Consider the following 23419-nt stretch of genomic DNA (forward strand, 5'->3'; position numbering starts at 1 on the left):
AAGCAATATTGTTATTTAGATTTAATAAAAATAATAAAAATAAAATTGTGTTAAAAAAGCGATTTTAAGATTGAATAACATAAAATAACGATTAATTTTTCAAGAAGTCTTAAGAAACCGAATTTTTGAATTTAATTATAGTGAAAACTAAAAGAGATTTCATTAATTAATAGCTAATATCGATTATGAGAATTGTCATTAATGCCTGATTTTATGTATTTAATCTAAATAACATCACTATTTTTGCAATCGACTAAATCTAGGTTGTTATAAGTGTGTTTTTCTGGATTTGGTTTCATCTTTAATAGAAAGAGTTATTATGAAAAAGATTCAGAATATTCTGATTAACACGCGAACAATGGCGGTTCTGATGCTGTTGTATGCCATTAGTATGGCAGTCGCAACTTTCGTGGAAAATGACTATGGAACTCCAACTGCAAAGGCGCTTATCTATGAGGCAAAATGGTTTGAAGCCATTATGTTTTTGCTGATTCTTAATTTTATTGGTAACATTGGACGATACAGACTTTTCCGTCGAGAAAAATGGCCAATTTTGGTATTTCACTTAGCTTTTATCTTAATTTTTATTGGAGGTGCTATTACGAGATACATCAGTTTTGAAGGTGTTATGCACATCCGCGAAGGCGAAAGCAGCAACGAGATTGTGACAGATAAAACATTTTTAAAAGTTAAAATCGAAGAGAAAGGAGACGAATTACATTATCCAGATATTCCATATCTAATGTCGCCGCTTCATTATGATTTGAATGCGAAATATAACTTCCACGATAAGCAATTGGAAGTAAAAGCGCTTAATTATTTGCAACGCAAAATGGATAGCCTTGTCGTTAATCCAAATGGAAAAGAGTATCTCCATCTTGTGTCGACTAATGAGAAAGGTGGTCGTCAAAATATATATCTTGCAGCAGGCGATGTCCAAAATATCAATGGAACTTTGGTGAGTTTTAACAGAACATCGATTGATGGCGCTGTAGAATTCCGTAAAGAGAATGATTCATTGTTTATCAAAACTCCTGTGGATGCACAATACATGACGATGGCAACCCAAGCGACAGGAACAACAACCAAGGATAAGTTGCAACCTTTAGCGCTAAGAAGTCTCTATTCTATCAACGATTTGAAATTGGTTGTGCCAGAAGGACTTAAGAAAGGAAGTTTGAAAGCTTATGAAGGTGACAAGCAAAAAGATAAAGATGTACCTGACCAATTGACAGTAGAAGTTAAAGGTCCAAAATCTAAAATGATGGTAGATCTTTCTGTGGAAAAAGGAAATCCAAATGCTTATAAGCAAGTGGAGTTGGACGGAATGAATGTGATGATTGGTTTTGGTCCAAAAATATACAACACGCCTTTTGCGCTAAGATTAGACAAATTTGTTATGGAAACATATCCAGGAAGTTCTTCGCCATCGGCTTACGAATCTCATGTACAGATTATTGATGAAGGAAAACAAACGCCTTATAAAATCTTTATGAACCACGTTCTTAATTATAAAGGATATCGTTTTTTCCAATCGAGTTTTGACCCAGACAGAAAAGGAACGATTCTATCAGTTAACCACGATTATTGGGGAACATTATTCAGTTACATTGGTTACGGATTTTTATTTGTTGGGATGTTTGTGACGATGTTCTGGAAAGGTTCGCGATTCTGGAATCTTAACAAAATGCTTCGTGATATCAGTCAGAAAAAAGCAAAAATGGCTAGTGTTCTTTTATTGTTTTTAAGTTTAGGACTTAACGCTCAAAAGATTGAAACACATTCTGCAACAGATGGAAGCAAAGATAATGTTGCAGCGCCAGCAACCTCTAATGTTGCGCCACCGACTAACAAAATGAAAGAAGTCTCTGCAGACGATTTCGTTAAGAATATTCAGATTGATAAAGATCACGCAGAGAAGTTTGGACATCTTTTGGTGCAAAGTTACGAAGGACGTATACAGCCTGCTAACACGCAAGCCATCGATATTTTACATAAATTAACGGATCGCGATTACTTCCAACAATTGGATGCTAACCAATGGTTTTTGGCGGCGACAATTGACCCAATGTTTTGGGCGCAGGTTAATATTATTAAAATTGAACACCGAGGAAAAGTTGGTAAAGATTTAGCAAAAATTACCAAAGCTAATGCGGATGGTTTTACAAGTTTGGTGAAGTTGTTCCCAGCAGATAAAAATGGAAATCTTCGTTTTGTTTTGGAAGATGAGTATAATGCCGCATTCCGTAAAAAGCCAATTGATAAAACGAAATTTGATGAAGCTGTTATCAAATTAAATGATAAAGTACAGGTTCTTAATGCTTTAATGTCTTATCAATATTTCCGTGCTGTTCCTGTTCAGAATGATGCTAACCACACTTGGAATTCGGTGATGACTGCCAATTTCGAAATGGACAAGAATGCACAAGATGTTTTAGGGCCTTATTTATCAAGCGTGCTTCTTGCAACACAAAATGGAAACTGGAAAAAAGCAGACGAAGAATTAGCAAAAGTTGAAGCTTATCAACACAAATGGGGAAAACAAGTGATTCCACCAGATTCTAAAGTTAATTTAGAAGTTTTATTAAATAAAATTGACATCAATTTCAAATTGTTGATTTTCTACACGATACTTGGAAGTATTTTATTAATTCTGGCATTTTTCGAAATTTTCAGACCGAACAAAATACTACATAATATTGTAAAAGGACTAATTTATATTGGCGCAGTTGGTTATTTGTTCCATTTTATGGGATTAATTGCAAGATGGTATATTTCTGGTCACGCACCTTGGAGTAACGGTTACGAGGCAATTATCTTTATCTCGTGGGTTGGTATTACAGCAGGTTTTGCACTTTATAGAAACTCCAATGCTTTGATTCCAGCAGCTGGATTCTTAGTTGCGGTTATTATGATGGGATTTGCGCACGGCGGATCGGCTTTGGATCCACAAGTGACACCATTGCAACCGGTTCTTAAATCGTATTGGTTGATTGTCCATGTTGCGATTATTGCATCCAGTTACGGTTTCTTCTCGTTGTCGATGATTATTGCTGTGATCTCATTATTCTTCTATATCATGGCATCGCCAACAATCTTTAAGAAACATAATGACACAACACTTAAAGAGCTTATCGTAGTCAGCGAAATGTCGTTAAGTATCGGATTGCTAGCACTTACCGTCGGTAACTTTATGGGTGGTATTTGGGCTAACGAAAGTTGGGGACGTTATTGGAGCTGGGATCCAAAAGAAACTTGGGCTTTCATCTCGATTATGGTTTATGCTTTTGTATTGCACATGAGATTGGTACCTGGACTTCGTAGTAGACATATTTTCCACGTGATGACGATGTTTGCGTTTTGTTCTATGGTGATGACTTATTTTGGAGTAAATTACTACTTAACAGGTCTGCATTCTTATGCTAAAGGAGATGCTATTCCAATTCCGCTTTGGGTTTGGTTAGGTTTAGCCTTTATGGGAACATTAACAGTCGTTTCTTACTTTAGATTTAAAAGCTTACAAAACAGTCTTCATCCTAAAAAGTAATGTTTTGAATTAAAAAGCTTTTTAGAATTTAAACTGGTTTTAAAAAGCTAAGACCACATCAAATGTTGGCGGAAAGTCTAAAACAACAATCTGTCAAAAAAGTGAATTATGTCAATATCAACAGAATCAGAATTATTAGGAATGCAAAAAGCAAGTCACGCAGTTGCATTTACATTAAGAGAAATGATAAAATATGCTCAGGCTGGAATGACTACAAAAGAACTGGATGAGTACGGAGCGAAAATTTTATCAGAGTTTGGAGCAAAATCTGCACCTCACTTAACCTATGGATTTCCAGGTTGGAACTGCATAAGCGTGGACAACGAATTTTGTCACGGCATTCCCTCCGAAAAAAGAATTTTGAAAGAAGGAGATTTAATAAATATTGACGTTTCGGCTGAATTAGATGGATTTTGGGCAGACAACGGAGCGTCATTTGTTATTGGAAAAGATATTAATCAACATCAAAAATTAGTTGACGCTTCAAAAGAAATTTTGCAGAAAGCTCTTGATAACATAAAAGGTGGAGTAAAAATAGCTGACATTGGTTATATAATGGAAACCGAAGCAAAAAAGCGAGGTTTAAAAGTTATAAAAAATCTTGGTGGACACGGAATCGGAAGAAGCCTACACGAACAGCCTGATGAAATAATGAATTACAGAAACCGTTTTGACCAAAGACGGTTTAAGAAAAATTCTGTTGTTGCTATTGAAACTTTTATTTCTACAACTTCAACTTATGCAACGGAATTAAATGACGGTTGGACAATGGTTGGTAATAAAGGTGGTTATATGGCTCAACATGAGCATACCATTATCGTAACAGACGGAAAACCTTTAATACTAACAGAAGCAAACGGAATTCTGAACTAAAAAACAAACAACACTTGCCGCTAACCTTGTATTGGCAAAATGCTTTTTTTAAAATTAAATTTAAAACTTTATTAGCTTGTAGGAAACTGACTAACTAAGGTATCAGCAAGCATTTTGGTGTTATTGTCATATTGGTGGTCGCCGTGGATGTGTAGCATTTTGTAATTGTTCCCGAGTTTAATTTTCTTAAAAGGAAAATACATATATTCCAAATCACTCATAATCAATAATATAGGTTTGTCAGTGATTTTATTAATCTCTGGAATTACCAAAAAGTGTCTTTTTTTGGTGACACCAACATATTCTGAAAGGTGAATTTCAAAATCATTGCTTTGTGAGGGGCCAATCACAATAATTTTTTCAATATTTTTCTTCATTTGGTCAGAAAAACGATTGTAGATAAAAGGTGTTACATCAGCACCAAATGAAAATCCCATCAAAATAACGTGCTGGTTATCGCGACCATCCAACTGATGATTAATATATCTTTCGACTTCGGAAGCGGCTTGTGTTGGTGTTTTTTTATTCCAAAAATAAGCTTTGGAGTTTAATGCAAAAACATCATAACCAGCTTCATGTAGATGTTCCGACAAGCTTTTTGAAAATGTGTTAAAACCAGCATCGCCACTTATGTACATTATAATTGGTTTCTTGCTTTCACTGTTCCAAGAAGTTACAGGAAAATCTTTCGTGATTTTGTATTGCCAATACTCGTAAAGACCGCCACAAATGACAGCAAGACCTAAACCCGCAATAAGCAATTTCTTTTTCATAATTAGGCTTTCATTACTTTGTTAAGCGCCATTGGAAGTTGGATCAGGTCAATGTCATTACTATAAATGAGGTAGGCATTTTCCCAAACATCAGCATATTTTTCTTTAAAACCACGCTGCGTTTGATAATGTCGGAAACTTCCCATTTTTTCGTAGGCGATTTTCATTAACTCTTCGGCAACATTGTTGGGGTCGTCATTTCCTGCCATTGGCGTCATTCCCATATTAATGAATTTCAAACCTTTACTTTTCGCGTATTCTACCAGTTTTACAATTAAGACATCCATACTTCCTCCAGCAGCGTTTTCGCTTCTTCTAATCATATCATAACTCGTCTCTTCGCGCGCGCAATCGGGGATAATGTTAAGAAAGGCAACACAAGTGCCATTCTCGTCAAAAAGAGAAATAACATCTTGATTTTTTATCGTCGCTTTGTCAAACAAGCCCTCTGCAAAGACAATTTCTTTTTTATCAAATTTTTGTAGCCATTCGTTGGAGAGTTTTTGCAATTCATCAATGAATTCGTCTGATTGCGGCGCGAGTTTTATTTCCGTTTTGTAGCCCGACTTTTCCGAAAGATTAATCGCGTTACGCAACGATTTTCGATCCTTTCCTGTCAAACTAAAAGCTTCCGCATTCAGTAAAGCTTCTTGACCGATGAAGAGTTTTTTCTTTTTTAAAACTTTAAAGTAATGTAAAGCATCTTCAGTTACGCGATAATAGGCGGTTTTTAGGGATTTTTGCTGACAATATTTATCAAATTCATCTATGAGGTCAATTTTATTTTCGACGGCGCAAACGGGCTCTTCTAGGACGATGGCAAATCCATTCGCAACACGATAGGACACAAAGCCTTCAATTTCCTTTGAAAAATAAAGCGATTTTTCTTTGGTAGTTTTAAAATAATCAAGTGACGAATCACCATATTGTTTAATAAGAGATTCCGCGGTTTCTTTAGCATTATCTTCGGCGGAGTCATGCTTTTTGGCAGTTCTATAAAATGAAATAATCAACAATGTCCATGATAGAACTCCAAGAATTTGATTTAAGATTTGGAAATCTCTAGCAAATCCTGTTAAAGGTTTTATGCCGTAATCATGGAATAATAGAAAAGATTGCAAGGTGTACGAAAAGGCTTGCTCTTTATTGAAGTTTGTTCCAAAATGATGAACATCAATAAAATACAGTGAAATACAATTGAAGATAAGCACCGAAATAAAAAAGGCTAAAAAGCGTCCAAAACCTTTATTAATAAAATGTTTTTCGTTTTTTAAAGTATATTCTTTTCTAGCATAGATTAAGAACAAAATTGTAAAAAACGAAAACAAAGCTTCTTCATAATCGAGCGCTTTTAAAAGGTTTAAAACTAAGGAACTTAAAGATAAAACGATGGCAAAATACCAAGCTCTTTTGGAACCTCGTAATAAGTTGGCAGAGGTTGCAAGCAGCAAAACACCAGCAATTAATGTTAAGATTTTGGAATAATGAACAAGTTCTACTGAGAAATAATTCTTTGCGAGTAAAAGACGTTCGGTGATGGCTGGCGTTATTACTGACAAAATATTAATAATTCCTAAAGAAAATATTAGCAAAGCAGGGAAGATTCGGGCAAACATTTTTCGACCATTCCATAAGAAAGAACAAATCCCGAGAACGAGTGGCAACCAGAATTCAAAAACACGATAAACTAAAGTAATTCCCAAAGCTTGCGAATGCGAATATCCGAAATTGGCTAGCAAAAATGTCAATGAAAATTCTACAGCGCCCAATCCTCGTAAGAACGGCGATACAATCATCAATAATACCGAAACAACATAACAAATGGCGGCCGCTGAAAAAGATTCGTTTAATCCAAGCGCTTTCATGGCAATAACCAAATGCAGAACGCCACATACCTCAATAAAAATAGAAACCCAAACGCTTTTCCAGAAATAAGAGCTGTTAACATCTCCAGCGAAAATATCTTCGGTGTTGTGTATCAATTTTGGAAACTTCTTTAAAAGGTATTGATACAGCGCATTTTGTTTTTTAAAACTTAAATAAATATAATAAAGCGCAAAAATAATAACCGCCAATACAACAAGCCACACCCACGAATTGGCAATGGATTTATTGATGAAAAGCGAATAGATAATCAACGGAATTCCGACAATTAATACCGTCAAAAATCCAACAAAGCCGTATATCGCGCTGGCTTGGTGAATTTGCGCTGTGTTGTGATATTTTTGTTTTTTAAGACTTCTTGGGAGGTATCCTAAAGAACTGACGCCGCCTGCAGGAAGAAAAACACTCAATAGGTTGCGTTTCAAAAACAAGTCTATCGCTGTCCAAAAGTTGAGATTAAGATTGACAGCACGAAAGCTCATCACATACATATAAGCTTGCAACGCAATATAGACGCCTGTTAGAAGGACGCCAATCAATAGCCAAAATCCATCAGAAAGCTTTAGCTGCGGGATAATTTGTGCCATTTCGTGTCTTTCGCTTCGGAAGAATACGAAAGCAAAAAGCAAAATAATAACGGCAAGTAATTCTTTCCAAGGGAGGTTTTTGAACCGAATCTGTTTTAAATAGGACTTCACGAGTAGTTTTTGAAAAATCTAATTTAACAATTGTATTGCAATAATCTGTCCACAAAATGCAAAAAAATAACTGAAGTTTTGCACAAGCATTATTGGCATTCTTTAATGTGTACTTTTCGATGAAAAATTTTACCAACCACTTTATTAGACGTATCTTTGCAAAACTTAGGTTAAAGCAGTTTTTGTTTTATTAAAAGGGAATCAGGTGAAATACCTGAGCTGTACCCGCAACTGTAAACTACAAAACTTGATGTCAAATAATGTCCACTGAAGTTAGCTTTGGGAAGGACGATGTCAAGATGTGAGCCAGGAGACCTGCCTAATGTTGATACTTTCGGGGACAAAAGTGATGGACGTTCTGTCTTTTCATAGCAACTCTTTATGAGTATAATCCCCAATAGTTTCGGGAGTTAAACTAATTTAATTTTATACTTATGAAGAAAATTTTTACAATTTTCGGCCTAGTAATGATGGGCGCAAGTGCTGTTAATGCACAAATTATTAATTTTCCAGATGCCAACTTCAAGGCGGCAATTATCAAGGCTTATCCAGCTGTTGATGCTAATAAAGATGGGCAAATTTCGGAGACCGAAGCTTTGACTTTGACGTCCATTCGTAACCTTTCCAATTATCCTAATATTTATGATGCTACAGGAATCGAGTATTTTACGAATTTGACAGAGCTTAATTTGGGAGACCTTATCAATCTTAACAAAATTGATGTTTCAAAAAATACGAAAGTTACAACGCTTAATCTTCGTAATAATAAACTGACAGGCGTTTTAGATGTTTCGGCACTTGATAAAATGACGAATATCGAACTTAATAAAAATCTGTTGACTGGTATTATTTTTCCTCAGAATTCCAAGTTAAAAATCGTCTATATCAATGAGAATGCCTTGACAACGATTGATTTGTCCGAGCTTAAAGATTTGCAACGTTTGTTTTTAGTAACCAACAAATTGACGAGTTTGGATGTTTCGCAAAATCCTAACCTCGAAAGAATCCATATCAACGACAACCAATTGACGACTTTGGACTTGTCAGGACTTACGAAACTAAATTGGTTTTCTGCCGAGTCTAACAAATTGACAGCTATCACTTTTAGCAATAATCCTTTGTTAAAAACGATTTTGACAAAGAATAATCAATTGACTTCATTTGATTTTATGGATGGTTTTGATAATAATATTACTTTAATTAATGTTGAGTCAAATCCTAACTTTAATTTGATTAAAAAAGATTGTAATGACATCATTGTCAATGTTCCCAATACGACAGTTGAAACCAATTGCAGTTTGGCGGTTGATAATCAAGCAGCAAATAATATTAAAATCTATCCAACTTTGGCAAAAGATTTTATCACAGTTGAAGGCGATGTTAAAAATATTAGTTTCCAAATTTTCAATTTGAGTGGACAATTGCTACAATCAGGCATTTTAAATACTTCAAAAATTGATGTTTCTAAACTTTCTAAAGCAACATATATTTTAGTTTTAAAAACCGACGAAAAGCTGATTAAACAAAGCTTTATTAAACAATAAGAAAATTAAAACGCTTTTTTTAAGCGTTTTTTCATGTTTTGTATTTTAAAAATCAATATCTTTATAATATCAAATTAATATCAAAATTTCAAACACTATGGAAAAAGTTTTAAAACCAATGTCTGGTTATTTAGCCTTACTAATTAGCATTGTGCTATTTTTTGGAGGCGTAGGATTGTTTATTTATTCTATTGATTACAGCGTAGGATTAGCAATTGTCGCGATTCTGATGATATTGTTGTCATTCTTTTTTATGAAAGGCTTAATGATTATCCAACCCAATCACTCACGTGTTCTTAACTTCTTTGGGAAGTATGTAGGTTCTGTTAAAGAAAATGGTTTGTTTTTTATCAATCCTTTTTATTCATCACAAAGAATGAGTCTTCGTTCCGAAAACTTACAAGGACAAACCCTTAAAGTAAACGATAAAATGGGAAATCCTATTGAGATTGCAGCGGTTATCGTTTGGAAAGTTGGTGATACTTACAAGGCAGCGTTCGATGTTGAGCGTTATTTGGAATATGTAAGAACGCAAAGTGAGGCAGCTGTTCGTCACTTGGCAGTTAGTTTTCCGTATGATAATTTGGAGGACGAAAGTGCGCCAATTACCTTGAGAGGCGGAGGGGATGATGTTAACCATATTTTGGAGAGAGAGTTGACAGAGCGTCTTGCTCCTGCAGGAATTGTTGTGCAAGAAGCAAGAATTTCGCACTTGGCTTACGCATCCGAAATTGCTGGTGCGATGCTACAAAGACAACAAGCAACGGCGATAGTTGCGGCAAGAACCAAAATCGTTGAAGGTGCTGTTGGGATGGTAGATTTAGCATTAAAAAAACTATCAGAGGAGAATATTGTAGAGTTGGATGACGAGCGCAAAGCAGCGATGGTAAGCAACCTAATGGTGGTATTATGCGGCGAAAAAGCAGCGCAACCAATCCTAAATGCTGGTACACTTTATAACTAATCTAACTAAAGCTTTTGGCTTTTAAATGAAACGAAATGAGTAAGAAGAGTTTTGTTTTGCGGATTGACGAAGACACCTACAAGCTTATTGAAAAGTGGGCGGCGGACGAATTCCGAAGTGTGAATGGGCAAATCGAATTTCTCATTCATCAAAGTCTCAGTAACGCAGGACGAAAGAAAAAGGAAACAAAAGAAAAGGAAACGGATAAATCATAATAAAAAGGCTCAGAAATTTCTGAGCTTTTTGCTTTATTCTAGTTAACGATGTTGGTCAATTAAAATCATATTACCATCTGGGTCTTGTAAAGTGATGCTTCCCGGACCAGCTTCGGAGTCGATTTGTTGATTGAATTTTATTCCTTTTTCGGCAAAGCTTTTAGCGATTTCGCGAACGTCTTGCCAATCGCTGAGTTCGTTGGCGTTTTGGTCCCAACCAGGATTAAAGGTCAAAAGATTACCATCGAACATCGCTTCAAAAAGACCGATAAGGCTGTCGCTATTTTTCATGATTAAATATTTGTGGTCTAATGCGCCAGCAAAAACCTCGAAACCCAAAGCTTCGTAAAAGTTTTTAGAAACTTCTAAATTTTTGACACTTAAGCTGATAGAAAATGCACCTAATTTCATTGGATAAAATTTAAAATTAAAAAAGCTCCAAAAATCTGGAGCCTTATATTTAGTTAGCTTTACGGACAGTTCTTTGTTCGATTCTCTTTTCGTATTTTTCGCCTTGGAAGATGCGTTGTACATAGATTCCAGGTGTGTGGATTTCGTCAGGATTTAGTTCGCCAACTTCTACCAATTCTTCAACTTCGGCAATTGTTATTTTACCAGCCATTGCCATTAATGGATTGAAATTACGTGACGTCGAACGGAAAATCAAATTACCTGCTGTATCGCCTTTCCAAGCTTTTACAATCGCAAAATCCGCATCAAAAGCATATTCTAGCAAATAATCTTTACCATTGAAATTTCGAGTTTCTTTGCCCTCCGCAACTTCGGTTCCAACACCTGCAGGTGTGTAGATAGCAGGCATTCCGTAACCCGTCGCCATACAACGTGTCGCCAAAGTCCCTTGTGGGATTAGGTCAACTTCCAATTCGCCGCTTAACAATTGACGTTCAAATTCGGCATTTTCGCCAACATAAGACGAAATCATTTTTTTGATTTGTTTTTGGTGGAGCAGTAATCCAAGTCCAAAATCGTCAACACCAGCATTATTAGAGATGCAAGTCAAGTTTTTGACATTCTTTTTTACCAATTCGGCAATACTATTTTCTGGAATTCCGCAAAGACCAAAACCGCCTAGCATAATGGTAGCGCCATCTTGGATGTCATGGCAAGCTTCTTCAACGTTTTTTACCGTTTTATTAATCATAATGAGATTCTGTTTCTGAGCTTTAAAAATACTAAAAATTACAGAATTCTACGACTTAATATTGATAAACAAATAAAAAAAGTGATTGTTAGAGTGAGAAATTACAAAAGTTTGCCTGTCAAGAATAATCCTGCAACAGTGAAATAAATAATTAAACCTGTTACGTCCACCAAAGTTGCAACAAATGGTGCTGAAGAAGTTGCAGGGTCTAGTTTTAATTTCTTTAAAACAAAAGGAATCATCGAGCCAGAAAGCGTTCCCCAAAGGACGATGGCAATCAATGAAACGGAAACACTTAACCCAACATAAGGCCAATATACGCCGTAGTTAAAGAGTCCTAGCTTTTGCCACATCATAATTCGTACAAAGCCGATAACACCAAGAATTAATCCCAAACATAGTCCAGAGATAATTTCTTTTTTCATAACATACCACCAATCTTTGAGGGTCAGCTCTTGTAGTGCCATTGCACGAATAATAAGCGTTGCTGCTTGAGAACCAGAATTACCACCACTCGAAATAATTAATGGAACGAATAATGCTAAAACAACGGCTTTTTCGATTTCTTTGTCAAAATAGCCCATCGCACTCGCAGTCAACATTTCGGACACAAAAAGAATAATAAGCCAAGTGGCTCTTTTCTTAATCATTTCTGTCCAAGGCGTTTGCGTATAAGGCAAGTCCAAAGCTTCCAAACCACCAAACTTTTGGATGTCCTCGGTGTTTTGTTGCTCGATTTGGTCTAGGATATCATCAATCGTTACGATACCTACCAAGACTCCTGAATCTGTAACAATAGGCATGGCACTTCGGTCATACTTTTCGAAATACGGAACAGCGTCTTCTTTGGTTGTTGTCGTTGTAATCGCAACAAAATGATTATCACATAGTTCTGATACAAATTGGTCTTCGTCAGCTAGCAATAAAGTCCCAATGGTGATATCGTCGATAAGTCGATTTTTCTCATCAACAACGAAAAGGTAGTTCATGGTTTCTACCTTGGCACCGACTTTTTTAATCTGTTGAAAACAACGTTTAACAGTCCATTCCTTGCGGATTTGGATATAATAAGGTGTCATCAATCGCGCAATGGAGTCAGAGTGATAACCTAAAAGTTTTAGGGCAACACGACGTTCTTGCGGATTAAGAAGATTGATAGAATATTTGATTAGCTCATCTGGAAAATCCTCAAACAACTGTGTACGGTCATCGGGCGTCATTTCGTTAAGGATGTAGGCAACCTCATTGCTACCAATACCACGAATTGTCTCCTCCTGAAAATCAGGATCTAGATGTGCAAAAACTTCAGCTTTGTAAGCTTTCGGAACTTTCAAAAACGCCAAGAGCCTGTCCTTAGCAGGTAGTTCGCTAAGAGATTCGGCAATATCGGCTGGATTTAAAATGATTTCCGTATTTTCCAAGGCTTTTTGTTTTAAAGTGCAAAAGTATTAAAAAGTCTATGAATAAAGAAATCAACTTTAGTCTTTGATTTCAAATGTTACGTAGATTTAACGAAGAAGATTTTGTTGTTTTGCAACTCTTTGTTCATATTTTGCAAAGCACCTTTGGTTCCGATTTTAACAGAATTGGCTGCAGATCCTAGCATACGACCACCACCTTTGAAGGTGTCGTAGCGCGTTTCCAACATAAAATTGCCATCTGCGTCAAAGAGTTTTAGGCTTACTTCAACCTGATTAGAAAAGACATATTTTCCCAATCCTACTTTAAAGTATTTAACGCGAGGCACGACTGCAACATCGGCATCATTATTTTTGCAAAATTCACGAAGCATATCAATGTTAACGCTGTCGTAAGAAATTGGAATATCTATTCTTAAATAATCTCTCGTTCCCAAGGACATCATTTTGTCACTTGCAGCAGTAAAGAAAACGTCGTAAGTCGGTTGTTTGATTTCTTCGATGTCAGGAATTACTTCTGGTACGAAATACAGAATTCTTTTAATATTGTTTTTCTGCGCCAATTGTGCAACCGCCATCTGGCTTCTTCCAGCACTGGAGCAGCTTATAACAATTAAAGAAACGGCAAAAATGCCAATACCAAAAAGTAGTTTTTTATTCATCGCGATTGTAATGCAAAAATACGACCAAATACTTTCATAAATGTCTTTTTTTTAAGAAAGTTTAACAATTATTTATTTTTGAATACTTTGCCTTATTGTGAATTAAACATTTCAAAATTAAAATCTAAAATATTAGCTTCAAAAGATGCTGCAATTTTCCTTACTTTTGTTGCTATGACAACAGACAAAAGACTTTTCTTAATTGATGCTTATGCGATGATTTTTCGCGGCTATTATGCATTTATAAAGAATCCTAGACTCTCGACAAAAGGTCTGGATACATCGGCAATTTTCGGATTTACCAACTCGCTTATTGAGCTTATCAAAAGAGAACGACCTAGCCACTTGGCAGTAGTTTTCGATGTTGGTAGGACTAATGTTCGACATGAAGATTATAGTGATTATAAAGCCAATAGAGCCGAAACGCCCGAAGCGATTATTCTTGCAAAACCTTATATTCATCAGATTCTTGAAGCTATGCATATTCCGATTCTGGGAGTGGAAGGTTATGAAGCAGATGATGTAATCGGAACGCTGTCTTGCAAAGCATCGGCAAAAGATTACAATGTCTTTATGGTAACGCCTGACAAAGATTTTGCTCAGTTGGTGACCGATAAGGTTAAAATTTATAAACCTGGACTGAAAGGTGGTGACATCGAGATTTTGGGTGTTGAAGAAGTAAAAGCCAAGTATGAAGTTGATGATCCCAAACAGATTATCGATTATCTTGGGATGATGGGCGATGCTGTGGATAACATTCCAGGATTAGAAGGTGTTGGTGAGAAGACCGCTAAGAAATTCATTAAAGAATATGGCTCTATGGAGAATCTTTTAGCGCACACTAATGAATTAAAAGGAAAATTAAGAGAAAAAGTTGAAGCAAGTGCCGAGCGTGGTTTGTTGTCAAAAAAGCTTGCGACCATTCTTTGTGATGCTCCGATTGATTTTAAAGAAGAAGATTATGACCTCGAAACGCCTGACTTCGAAAAGCTTAAAGAGATTTTTGAAGAACTAGAGTTCCGCCGTTTATACGAGAATCTTTACAGAACTTTCTCAACCGAAACCGTTGCTCCAGCGGAAACTGCGACAGTTAAAACCTCGACTTCGGCAAAACCTCAAGTGACGCAACTTGACCTTTTTGCAAATTTTGAAGAGTTAAATGAAGCTACTTCTTCCAAATCGAATATTAAAGAAAACGATCATCTTTATCAATTTGTAGATCAGCCGAAAGCGATGCGAATGTTGCTTAACAATTTGTTGGCGCAACCAGCGGTTTGTTTTGATACAGAAACAACGTCGCTTAACGAGTTAGAAGCACAACTTATTGGGATGAGCTTCTCATACAAAGCAGGCTTGGCTTATTACATTCCGATTCCTGAGGATCAAGAAAAAGCACAGGAAACTGTTGAAATTTTTCGACCATTTTTTGAAGATGACAAAGTTTTAAAAATTGCCCATAATCTTAAATATGATTATAAAGTTTTAAAAAATTACAACATCGAAGTCAAAGGTCCAATGTACGACACGATGATTGCGCATTATTTGCTGAATCCTGATGGTCGTCATGGTATGGATTATTTATCCGAAATGTACCTTAATTATACGCCAATTTCGATTGAAAGTTTAATTGGTAAAAAAGGTAAAAATCAGCTGACTTTACGTGGCGTTAGTTTGGAAGAGCAGACGGCTTACGCAGCAGAAGACGCTGATATTACTTTCCAATTGTATCAACTTTTTGCACCGCAATTAATTAAAGAAAACTTAGAAGAGGTTTTTAATAATATCGAAATGCCGTTGATGTTGGTTCTTGCAAAAATGGAATTAATCGGTGTTAAACTCGATTCTGAATGGCTTAAAAAAGAAAGTGGCGACCTCGAAAATGATCTTCGAAATTTAGAAACTAAAATCTTTGAATTGTCTGGCGAAGAGTTTAATATGAATTCTCCAAGACAACTGGGAGAAGTTTTATTTGAAAAATTACAACTCGATCCAAAAGCTAAAAAAACAAAAACAGGACAATATGCAACCTCGGAAGATGTGTTGCAAAAGTTGGCTTCAAAACACGAAATTATTGCTTTAATTCTAGATTATCGCCAGCTTCAAAAACTGAAATCAACTTATGTAGATGCACTTCCTAACCAGATAGATCCAATTGATGATCGCGTGCATACGACTTATGCGCAAACCGTTGCGGCGACTGGACGTTTGGCGAGTGTTAATCCTAACTTGCAGAATATCCCAATTCGTACACTTCGTGGGCAGCAGATTCGTGGGGCTTTTGTGGCGGATAAAGGTTGCAAAATTATTTCTGCTGATTATTCACAAATCGAATTGCGCCTTATTGCAGAGATTTCTGATGAACTTAATATGATTGAAGCTTTCCAAAACGGTGAAGATATTCACGCTGCTACGGCTGCAAAATTGTTTAAAATTCCAATTGAAGAAGTTAGTAAAACACAACGTTCTCAGGCGAAAAGTGTTAACTTCGGAATTATCTATGGACAAGGTGCATTTGGTCTTGCTGACCAAACAGGAATGTCACGATCAGAAGCTAAAGCGATGATTGATGCCTATTTCCAAACTTATCCAAGACTTAAAGAATATATGTCTGAACAGGTCGAAAATGCAAGGAAAAATGGTTTTGTTGTAACAATGTTGGGAAGAAAGCGACATCTTAAAGACATCAACTCTAGCAATTTTGTGGTGAAAGGTCACGCCGAACGTAATGCTGTTAACGCACCAATCCAAGGAAGTGCTGCGGATATTATAAAATTAGCGATGATTAAAATTGATAAAATTTTAACCGAAAAACAACTGAAAACCAAAATGTTGCTTCAGGTTCATGACGAATTAATTTTTGAAGCACCATTGGATGAAGTTGATGAGGTTTCGACAATTATTAAAGATGCGATGGAGTCTGCTTATTCCACAAAAGTACCTTTAACCGTTGAGGTTGGTGTTGGCGATAACTGGCTAGAAGCGCATTAATAAAGTTTAAAAGCAAAAAAAAATTATATGAAGAATTTAAAGTATTTAGGACTTGTAGCTGTTGCAGCTTTTATGCAAAGTTGTGGTTCGACCGCTTATGTTGCTGGTGGTAAAGATTATTCGGTTTCTGGTAAAGGATTTAAGAATGCCTACAAAAGCATCAGCGTTGACGATCTTAAAAAGAATCTGTATATCATTGCAGGTGACAATATGGAAGGTCGTGATACTGGTTCTGCTGGACAGAAAAAAGCTGGCGAATATATGATTAGTCAATACAAAAGCTACGGAATTTCTTATCCTGCCGCTTTAGGTTCTTATTATCAAAAAGTGCCATCTGAGTTTATGAAAAGCCGTAAAGGCACACTTCCAGATTCGGAAAATATTCTTGCTTATATTGAAGGTAGCGAAAAGCCAAATGAGGTGCTTGTTGTGTCTGCACATTACGACCATATTGGTACAAAAAATGGTGTTGTGTACAATGGTGCCGATGACGATGGAAGTGGTACAGTTGCTGTAATGGAAATCGCTGAAGCTTTTCAAAAAGCTAAGAAAGCTGGTTATGGACCAAAACGTTCGATTTTGTTTTTGCATGTAACAGGTGAGGAGCATGGACTTTGGGGTTCTGATTATTACACGCAAAATCCAGTTTTCCCTTTAGAGAACACAGTTGCAGATCTTAATATTGATATGATTGGTCGCGATGATGCTGAAAACAGAGGTAAACAATATGTCTATGTTATTGGATCAGAAATGCTAAGTACAGAATTAAAAAAGATTAATGAGCAAGCCAACAAAGACTCTCATAATCTAATCCTGAATTACAAATACGACGATCCAAACGATCCAGATAGATTATATTACAGATCGGACCATTATAATTTTGCAAAACATAATGTGCCAATTGCATTTTACTTTGATGGGATTCACGAAGATTATCATAAGCCATCCGACACACCAGACAAAATTGACTATCCTTTGTTGCAAAAGAGAACACAATTGGTTTTCACAACGGCTTGGGAGTTGGCGAATCGTCCAGAACGTATTATTGTTGACGGAAAAAATACAAGATAAATTACAAAGCAGTTTCAGAGTTGGAACTGCTTTTTTTGTTTAAATTTTTATTTAATCCTGTTTTAAAATTTAATTCCCTTAATCAAAAATAAACGAAGTTTATTCTTCCTTAAACATTAAGAAATTAAGGAAGTCAAGTTGTAAATTTTTAAGAAATCAATAAATTGATTTTTGGTAAGGTTTTTAAGTTTTGTTCTATTAAATCTTAATTCCTTAATGTTAAAAATTATTTATAATAAAATTTAAACATGCACTTAAAAATGATTAATTTTAAAACACGTAAAATTTTGAAGATGAAAAAGATAATTGCAATTTTAAGTTTAGCTATGATGACAAATATTTCTGCACAAAGCCTCAAAAATCTTGCTTATAAAGATGGCTCTCAAAAGTTAAATGCTTTAATTACTGATAATAGCAATCAAAAACGTCCGGCTGTTCTTATTCTACCTGCTTGGAAAGGTATTGACAACGAGGCTAAACAAGCGGCTTTGGATCTTCAAAAAGAAGGTTATATTGCTTTGATCGCCGATATTTATGGTGAAGGCAATATTCCAAAGACCAACGAAGAAGCAGCAAAAATAGCAACCAATTATAAAACCGATTACAAAGCTTATCAACATCGTATTAATTTGGCTTTGGAAGCTTTGTTAAAACAAAATGCTGATCCCAAAAAGATTGCTGTTATCGGCTATTGTTTTGGTGGAACTGGCGCTTTGGAAGTTGCAAGAGCTGGCTTGCCTGTCGAAGCAGTTGTCAGCATTCATGGCGGTTTGGCTAAAGATAAAGCGCGTCCAAATTCAATTATTAAAACAAAGATTTTGGTCGAAAATCCTGCTGATGACAAAAGCGTGACCAAAGAAGATTATGATAATTTAATTAAAGAAATGAACGAGGGAAAAGCAGATTGGCAAATTATTACTTATGCCAATTCTGGTCATACTTTTACCAATCCAGAATCGCCAGAATATAATGAAACTATGGCAAAACGTGCTTGGAAACATACCTTGATGTTTTTAGCAGAAGTTCTTAAATAACGAAAAAGCCTTGATCGATCAAGGCTTTTTTTATTTCGCAATATTGAATTCTTTTAAGATACTTTTGAATTTCGGATTGTGAATATAGACATCAAAATTATGCGATTTTTGACCGCTAAAATCAGTTTTTTCCATGAAGTTATAATGTTCTTTCAATGCATCAAAAGCGTCTGATTTATAACCTAAATCCGTGGGTTTTAATTTGTCCGAAAGAAAGCCTAAATATTTCTTAAGTGTTGGATCTGTATTGTTAATCGTGATATGGATTTTCTTGAGTTGCGGACTAAACTCGCGATAGCTATCATCACCAGATTTAAGGTCTTCAGATTTGAAATCTTTAGTGCCAATTGCTGGCGCCAGCATAATGCAGTAGATATTATTGTTGTTTTCTTGCAAGGATTTGGAATCGTTATCGATATCAACATTATGAATATCTTTTCGATCCGCAATTTCTTGCTTGCTAAAGGGCGGATTGCTTAGTGAACTAAGAACCACCGAAGCGCCGCGACTGTGAGAAATAATATAAATGTCTTTGTTTTTGTAAGAATTCAACAATCGACGCAATCCAAATTCGCCTGCCATTTGGCTATTATTGGTTGCATTAAACCAAATTTTCCCAGCACCAAACATCGAGTTGGCAACCAATCCATCCCAATAAAAATTGATGATTTGGTCTTTGTTGGTGGTATTTAGTTGTTGTTTTATGGCTGCATAACTTTTGGTTACTTTTTCGGAACTAGCATTAAAACCATGCACGAAAATAAAAATCCTATTTTTATTTTTTCCACTGTTAGCAACTTGCGTAATTTTTGTTTTTTCGGAAGCCGAAAGTTCTACTTCTTTACCTTTTTCACTAGCTAATTTTTTAAGAGAAAAATCTTTGTTTTTAGCATTTTCGGGAGGTGCTCCATATTGCTTGCGCCAATTATCTGGATAGAAGTTTCCGTTTTGATCAACAAAGGAATAAGCCAAACTAGAGCTTTCTACCTTATTAGGTGTTTCCGTTTTTGGCGTATTATGTATCGCTCCACAGGATGTTAAAGCAAAGAGAAGGATTAATAAATAAACTGAGTTTTTCATGATTTCTCATTGTCAAATTTTATGCCTATTCAAAATCATAATTGCTAAGAGGCAGAAATATTAAAACGATTCCTAATAATTATTAGGCAACAAAAAATTGGATTTAATTTGAAAAAGGCAGATAAAGCTTTTCAAGTTTCATTAGGTTTTGCGTTTTTCGTTATGGTATTAAATAAAGGCTAAATGAAAAATTAATTTTCAAAAGCTTCGAAGGTTCCATCTTCAAAAAAAAGAATAACGCGCTTTACTTTTTTTGTTGTTTTTCCTTGTGGAATTGGAAAATTATCTAATGGCTGAGAATTGGATGTTTTTTTCTCTTCTTTGATAGGAGCAGAAACAATCGGTTCTGGACGATTAGGTTTTTCAGGTGTTGGCACTTCCAAATTTTCTTGCCCAAAATTATCATCTTCGATTATTGAGAAGAGGTCGGGTAGGGGAAGCTTCTTTGCTTCGGGTTTTTCTTCAATAATTTCGACTTTGGGTTTTATCATTGGCCCATTATTATTGATTAACCAGTCCCATTCGATGTCTGGGAAAGCACTTTTCACTTTCGTGATAAATTCCAAAGAAGGTTTGTTACGACCAGAGGTGATGTGTGAAATACTCGATCGCTGCACGTCAACTTTTTCCGCAAATTCTGATGGCGTAATATTATAATGCTCCATAATAATGGAGATTCTCTCATTAATTTCCATTTTACAAATGTAACAAATGTTTTAAAACTGTAAAACAACAAATGTAAACAATCTATTGTTTTTGTAATACACACTTGTAAACATGAATGTAATCTATTTAAAATCAATATAATACATTGTTAATAACTTCATCTGTGTGGAAATATTGTTTTAACTACAGCTAATTTAGTATTGTAAATTTCTCAGTGTTTAATATGAAAAATAGAAGCAGAAATCACATTTAAGCACTTTAATGTATTGTAAATCAATCAAATACAAATGTAAATGCTATTTTGGAGTTGCTTTTTTTATTTTTGATGCAGAATTTATAGATGTTTACTTTTGTATAAAGTGTTTAATATTAGATGCTTATCCACAAGGCAGTTGTTTAGCAAAATACTCCTTAAATGCCTTGAAATCGACTTATTAACACTTAAAGTAAAGTTAAATTTTAAATTCATATAAAATTTCTAAAATGCTGATATATAATTATATGTAAATTTTAATTTTCGATAATGTAATTAACAATAAAATCCACAGACAAAATGGCATTTAGAAATGTTTAATCAAATTACATTTGTAAACGATGTTTATTTAGTTTGATTTTATTAAATTTGACAAACTTAAATTGTTAATAAATGGCTGGAATCTTTCAATACGTTAAAAATCAAAATTTCCCAGAACGCTATATTTCCCCTGAAAAATTATTTTCTTACCTACAGGACAATCTCGGCGATTACATTTCTGAAATTGGAAAATCCTCTTTGGGGAAACCTATTTATAAATTAAGCTTAGGTAATGGCCCTGTGAAGGTATCGGCTTGGTCACAAATGCACGGAAACGAATCTACCGCGACTTTAGCAATGCTTGACTTGATTGAGATCTTAGAAACTGATGATGAGGTTAAAAAGCGTTTGTTTTCGGCGATTAGTCTGGACTTTATCTTTATGTTAAACCCAGATGGATCGGAAGTGTGGACGCGACGTAACGCTTTGGATATTGATATTAATCGAGATTTCCTAAAAGAATCCAGCATCGAAATGCGTCTTCTTAAAAAGTTTTTAAGCGAAAAGAAATATGATTATGCCCTTAATTTGCATGATCAACGCACGATTTTTTCGACCGATAAGGAGCATCCAGCAACTTTATCATTCTTGGCGCCATCGGAAGATGTGGAAAGAAGCTTGACTGAGAATCGCAAGAAAAGTATGGCAATTATTGCGGGTGTTTTTATGCAGATGCAAACGATGATTCCGAATCAAATTGCACGTTATAATGATGAGTTTTATCCGACATCATCTGGCGATAACTTAATGAAGTCTGGAATTCCTACAATCTTATTCGAAGGTGGTTTTTATCCTAATGATTATCAAAGAGAGAAAACAAGGATCTTTTATACCTATGCTCTTTTTTATGCTTTGAAATCTATGGCAGTCTTGAAAGGTGATAGTATTGGCTACGAAACTTATTTTAGCATTCCAGAAAATAAAGAAAGCCATTTTGATATTATCTATCGCAATGTCAAACTAAATACAGACTTTGATTGTATTTTGGATGTTGCGGTACAGTACAAGGAAATTTTCGACGAAAATGAAAAGAATATAAAGTTGGTGCCTTTTGTTGCTGAAGTTGGCGATTTGGGGCGTAAGAAAGGCTGGAAGGAGGTTGATTGTACAGGCAAGCAATTTATTTCTCAGAATAAGTTTCCAAAACTAGACGCCGAAGTTAATTTTAGTATCGAATAGGAAACCTTAAATACCTTATACAAATAGAAACGCCGCAAAATATTGCGGCGTTTTCTTGTGATATTATTAAAAGCTTATTCTCCTTTAATTTTTTCTTTAATTTTTGTTTCAAGCTCTTCAGCAAGCTCAGGGTTGTCTTTGATAACATCCTTAACTGCATCACGACCTTGACCAAGTTTTGTTCCTTCGTAGCTGAACCAAGATCCACTTTTTTGGATTACACCAAGTTCAACACCTTGATCTAGGATTTCGCCAACTTTAGAAACACCTTCACCATACATAATGTCGAATTCTGCCATTTTGAAAGGCGGTGCTACTTTATTTTTAACAATTTTTACTTTAACACGGCTACCAACCGCTTCGTCTCCGTTTTTGATTGGCGCACTTGCTTTTCTAATATCTACTCTCACAGAAGCATAGAATTTAAGAGCGTTACCACCAGTCGTTGTTTCAGGATTTCCGAACATAACACCAATTTTCTCTCTCAACTGGTTGATAAAGATAACTGTACATTTTGTTCTGTTAATTGTTGCTGTTAGTTTTCTAAGTGCTTGAGACATTAGTCTTGCATGTAATCCCATTTTGGAATCACCCATTTCTCCTTCGATTTCAGCTTTTGGTGTCAATGCAGCAACAGAGTCAATAACTACGATATCAATTGCGCCTGAACGGATCAAGTTATCTGCGATTTCTAAAGCTTGCTCACCGTTATCTGGTTGAGAAATGATAAGATTGTCTAGATCAATTCCTAGTTTGCCTGCATAGTTTCTATCAAAAGCATGCTCTGCATCGATGAAGGCTGCAATACCACCCGCTTTTTGAGCTTCTGCAATAGCGTGAAGTGTCAAAGTTGTTTTACCTGAAGATTCTGGTCCGTAGATTTCGATAATTCTACCACGAGGATAACCACCAACACCTAAGGCAAGGTCAAGACCCAAAGAGCCTGAAGGAATAACCTCAATTGTGTGGTCTACAGAATCTTCGCCAAGGGTCATTACGGTTCCTTTTCCGTACGTTTTATCTAATTTGTCCAGCACCAATTGTAGCGCTTTCTTTTTATCGTCAATATTACTCATCTTAATTTTTA

The 23419-nt window shown here is 35.5% G+C and carries 18 protein-coding genes and 1 riboswitch; of the genes, 9 read left to right on the forward strand and 9 right to left on the reverse strand.

Going from position 1 to position 23419, the window contains the following annotated elements; genetic code table 11:
- Positions 1 to 319: 319 nt before the first annotated feature.
- Positions 320 to 3547, forward strand: a complete 3228-nt coding sequence (gene ccsA, locus Q1V95_RS03720) for a cytochrome c biogenesis protein CcsA (protein WP_300670419.1) — start codon at positions 320 to 322, stop codon at positions 3545 to 3547.
- Positions 3548 to 3655: 108 nt separating this feature from the next.
- Positions 3656 to 4420 carry a type I methionyl aminopeptidase gene (gene map, locus Q1V95_RS03725; RefSeq protein WP_300670421.1) on the forward strand — a complete coding sequence of 255 codons (765 nt, stop codon included), beginning with the start codon at positions 3656 to 3658 and terminating at the stop codon, positions 4418 to 4420.
- A gap of 71 nt (positions 4421 to 4491) precedes the next feature.
- On the opposite strand, the gene Q1V95_RS03730 is transcribed toward map, so the two are convergent.
- Both Q1V95_RS03730 and Q1V95_RS03735 read right to left on the reverse strand, forming a co-directional pair.
- Positions 4492 to 5193 (reverse strand): AcvB/VirJ family lysyl-phosphatidylglycerol hydrolase, encoded by a 702-nt coding sequence (locus Q1V95_RS03730; RefSeq protein ID WP_300670423.1) that lies wholly within the window; start codon positions 5191 to 5193, stop codon positions 4492 to 4494.
- 2 nt (positions 5194 to 5195) lie between these two features.
- Positions 5196 to 7775 carry a phosphatidylglycerol lysyltransferase domain-containing protein gene (locus tag Q1V95_RS03735; RefSeq protein WP_300670425.1) on the reverse strand — a complete coding sequence of 860 codons (2580 nt, stop codon included), beginning with the start codon at positions 7773 to 7775 and terminating at the stop codon, positions 5196 to 5198.
- A 150-nt stretch (positions 7776 to 7925) separates the two neighbouring features.
- Positions 7926 to 8113, forward strand: a riboswitch (cobalamin riboswitch).
- 96 nt (positions 8114 to 8209) lie between these two features.
- On the opposite strand from Q1V95_RS03735, the gene Q1V95_RS03740 reads away from it, so the two are divergent.
- The 3 genes from Q1V95_RS03740 to Q1V95_RS03750 all read left to right on the forward strand — a co-directional run bounded on the left by Q1V95_RS03740 (position 8210) and on the right by Q1V95_RS03750 (position 10498).
- Positions 8210 to 9319, forward strand: a complete 1110-nt coding sequence (locus tag Q1V95_RS03740) for a T9SS type A sorting domain-containing protein (RefSeq protein WP_300670427.1) — start codon at positions 8210 to 8212, stop codon at positions 9317 to 9319.
- 97 nt (positions 9320 to 9416) lie between these two features.
- Complete coding sequence (locus tag Q1V95_RS03745; protein WP_300670429.1) at positions 9417 to 10283, forward strand: SPFH domain-containing protein; 867 nt, start codon at positions 9417 to 9419, stop codon at positions 10281 to 10283.
- 35 nt (positions 10284 to 10318) lie between these two features.
- Positions 10319 to 10498: an Arc family DNA binding domain-containing protein gene (locus Q1V95_RS03750; RefSeq protein WP_300670431.1), complete on the forward strand. Its 180-nt coding sequence runs from the start codon at positions 10319 to 10321 to the stop codon at positions 10496 to 10498.
- 42 nt (positions 10499 to 10540) lie between these two features.
- Here Q1V95_RS03750 and Q1V95_RS03755 read toward each other — a convergent pair whose 3' ends face one another.
- The 4 genes from Q1V95_RS03755 to Q1V95_RS03770 form a co-directional block, all read right to left on the reverse strand.
- Complete coding sequence (locus Q1V95_RS03755) at positions 10541 to 10909, reverse strand: VOC family protein (protein WP_300670433.1); 369 nt, start codon at positions 10907 to 10909, stop codon at positions 10541 to 10543.
- Between the two features lie 49 nt (positions 10910 to 10958).
- Positions 10959 to 11660: a CoA transferase subunit A gene (locus Q1V95_RS03760; RefSeq protein ID WP_300670434.1), complete on the reverse strand. Its 702-nt coding sequence runs from the start codon at positions 11658 to 11660 to the stop codon at positions 10959 to 10961.
- Positions 11661 to 11761: 101 nt separating this feature from the next.
- Positions 11762 to 13081, reverse strand: coding sequence for a magnesium transporter (gene mgtE, locus Q1V95_RS03765; protein WP_300670435.1), 1320 nt, complete (start codon positions 13079 to 13081; stop codon positions 11762 to 11764).
- 77 nt (positions 13082 to 13158) lie between these two features.
- Complete coding sequence (locus Q1V95_RS03770; protein ID WP_300670437.1) at positions 13159 to 13740, reverse strand: pyruvate decarboxylase; 582 nt, start codon at positions 13738 to 13740, stop codon at positions 13159 to 13161.
- Positions 13741 to 13914: 174 nt separating this feature from the next.
- Between Q1V95_RS03770 and polA the strand changes: the two genes are divergently transcribed.
- The 3 genes from polA (at position 13915) to Q1V95_RS03785 (ending at position 18833) form a co-directional block, all read left to right on the forward strand.
- Entirely contained in the window at positions 13915 to 16728 is a 2814-nt protein-coding gene (gene polA, locus Q1V95_RS03775; RefSeq protein WP_300670439.1) for a DNA polymerase I, read from the forward strand.
- 72 nt (positions 16729 to 16800) lie between these two features.
- Positions 16801 to 17799, forward strand: a complete 999-nt coding sequence (locus Q1V95_RS03780; protein WP_300670759.1) for a M28 family metallopeptidase — start codon at positions 16801 to 16803, stop codon at positions 17797 to 17799.
- A gap of 293 nt (positions 17800 to 18092) precedes the next feature.
- Entirely contained in the window at positions 18093 to 18833 is a 741-nt protein-coding gene (locus Q1V95_RS03785) for a dienelactone hydrolase family protein (RefSeq protein ID WP_300670441.1), read from the forward strand.
- Between the two features lie 30 nt (positions 18834 to 18863).
- Here the strand turns inward: Q1V95_RS03785 and Q1V95_RS03790 are convergent, their stop codons facing one another.
- Both Q1V95_RS03790 and Q1V95_RS03795 read right to left on the reverse strand, forming a co-directional pair.
- Positions 18864 to 19913, reverse strand: a complete 1050-nt coding sequence (locus Q1V95_RS03790; protein WP_300670443.1) for an alpha/beta hydrolase — start codon at positions 19911 to 19913, stop codon at positions 18864 to 18866.
- Positions 19914 to 20104: 191 nt separating this feature from the next.
- Complete coding sequence (locus Q1V95_RS03795; protein WP_300670449.1) at positions 20105 to 20608, reverse strand: helix-turn-helix transcriptional regulator; 504 nt, start codon at positions 20606 to 20608, stop codon at positions 20105 to 20107.
- A gap of 617 nt (positions 20609 to 21225) precedes the next feature.
- On the opposite strand from Q1V95_RS03795, the gene Q1V95_RS03800 reads away from it, so the two are divergent.
- A complete protein-coding gene (locus Q1V95_RS03800) occupies positions 21226 to 22332 on the forward strand; it encodes a M14 family zinc carboxypeptidase (RefSeq protein WP_300670452.1) in 1107 nt (368 codons plus the stop codon).
- 74 nt (positions 22333 to 22406) lie between these two features.
- On the opposite strand, the gene recA is transcribed toward Q1V95_RS03800, so the two are convergent.
- Entirely contained in the window at positions 22407 to 23408 is a 1002-nt protein-coding gene (gene recA / locus Q1V95_RS03805) for a recombinase RecA (protein WP_300670454.1), read from the reverse strand.
- Positions 23409 to 23419 lie beyond the last annotated feature (11 nt).

Source organism: Soonwooa sp., assembly GCF_030151385.1.
Classification (GTDB): domain Bacteria; phylum Bacteroidota; class Bacteroidia; order Flavobacteriales; family Weeksellaceae; genus Soonwooa.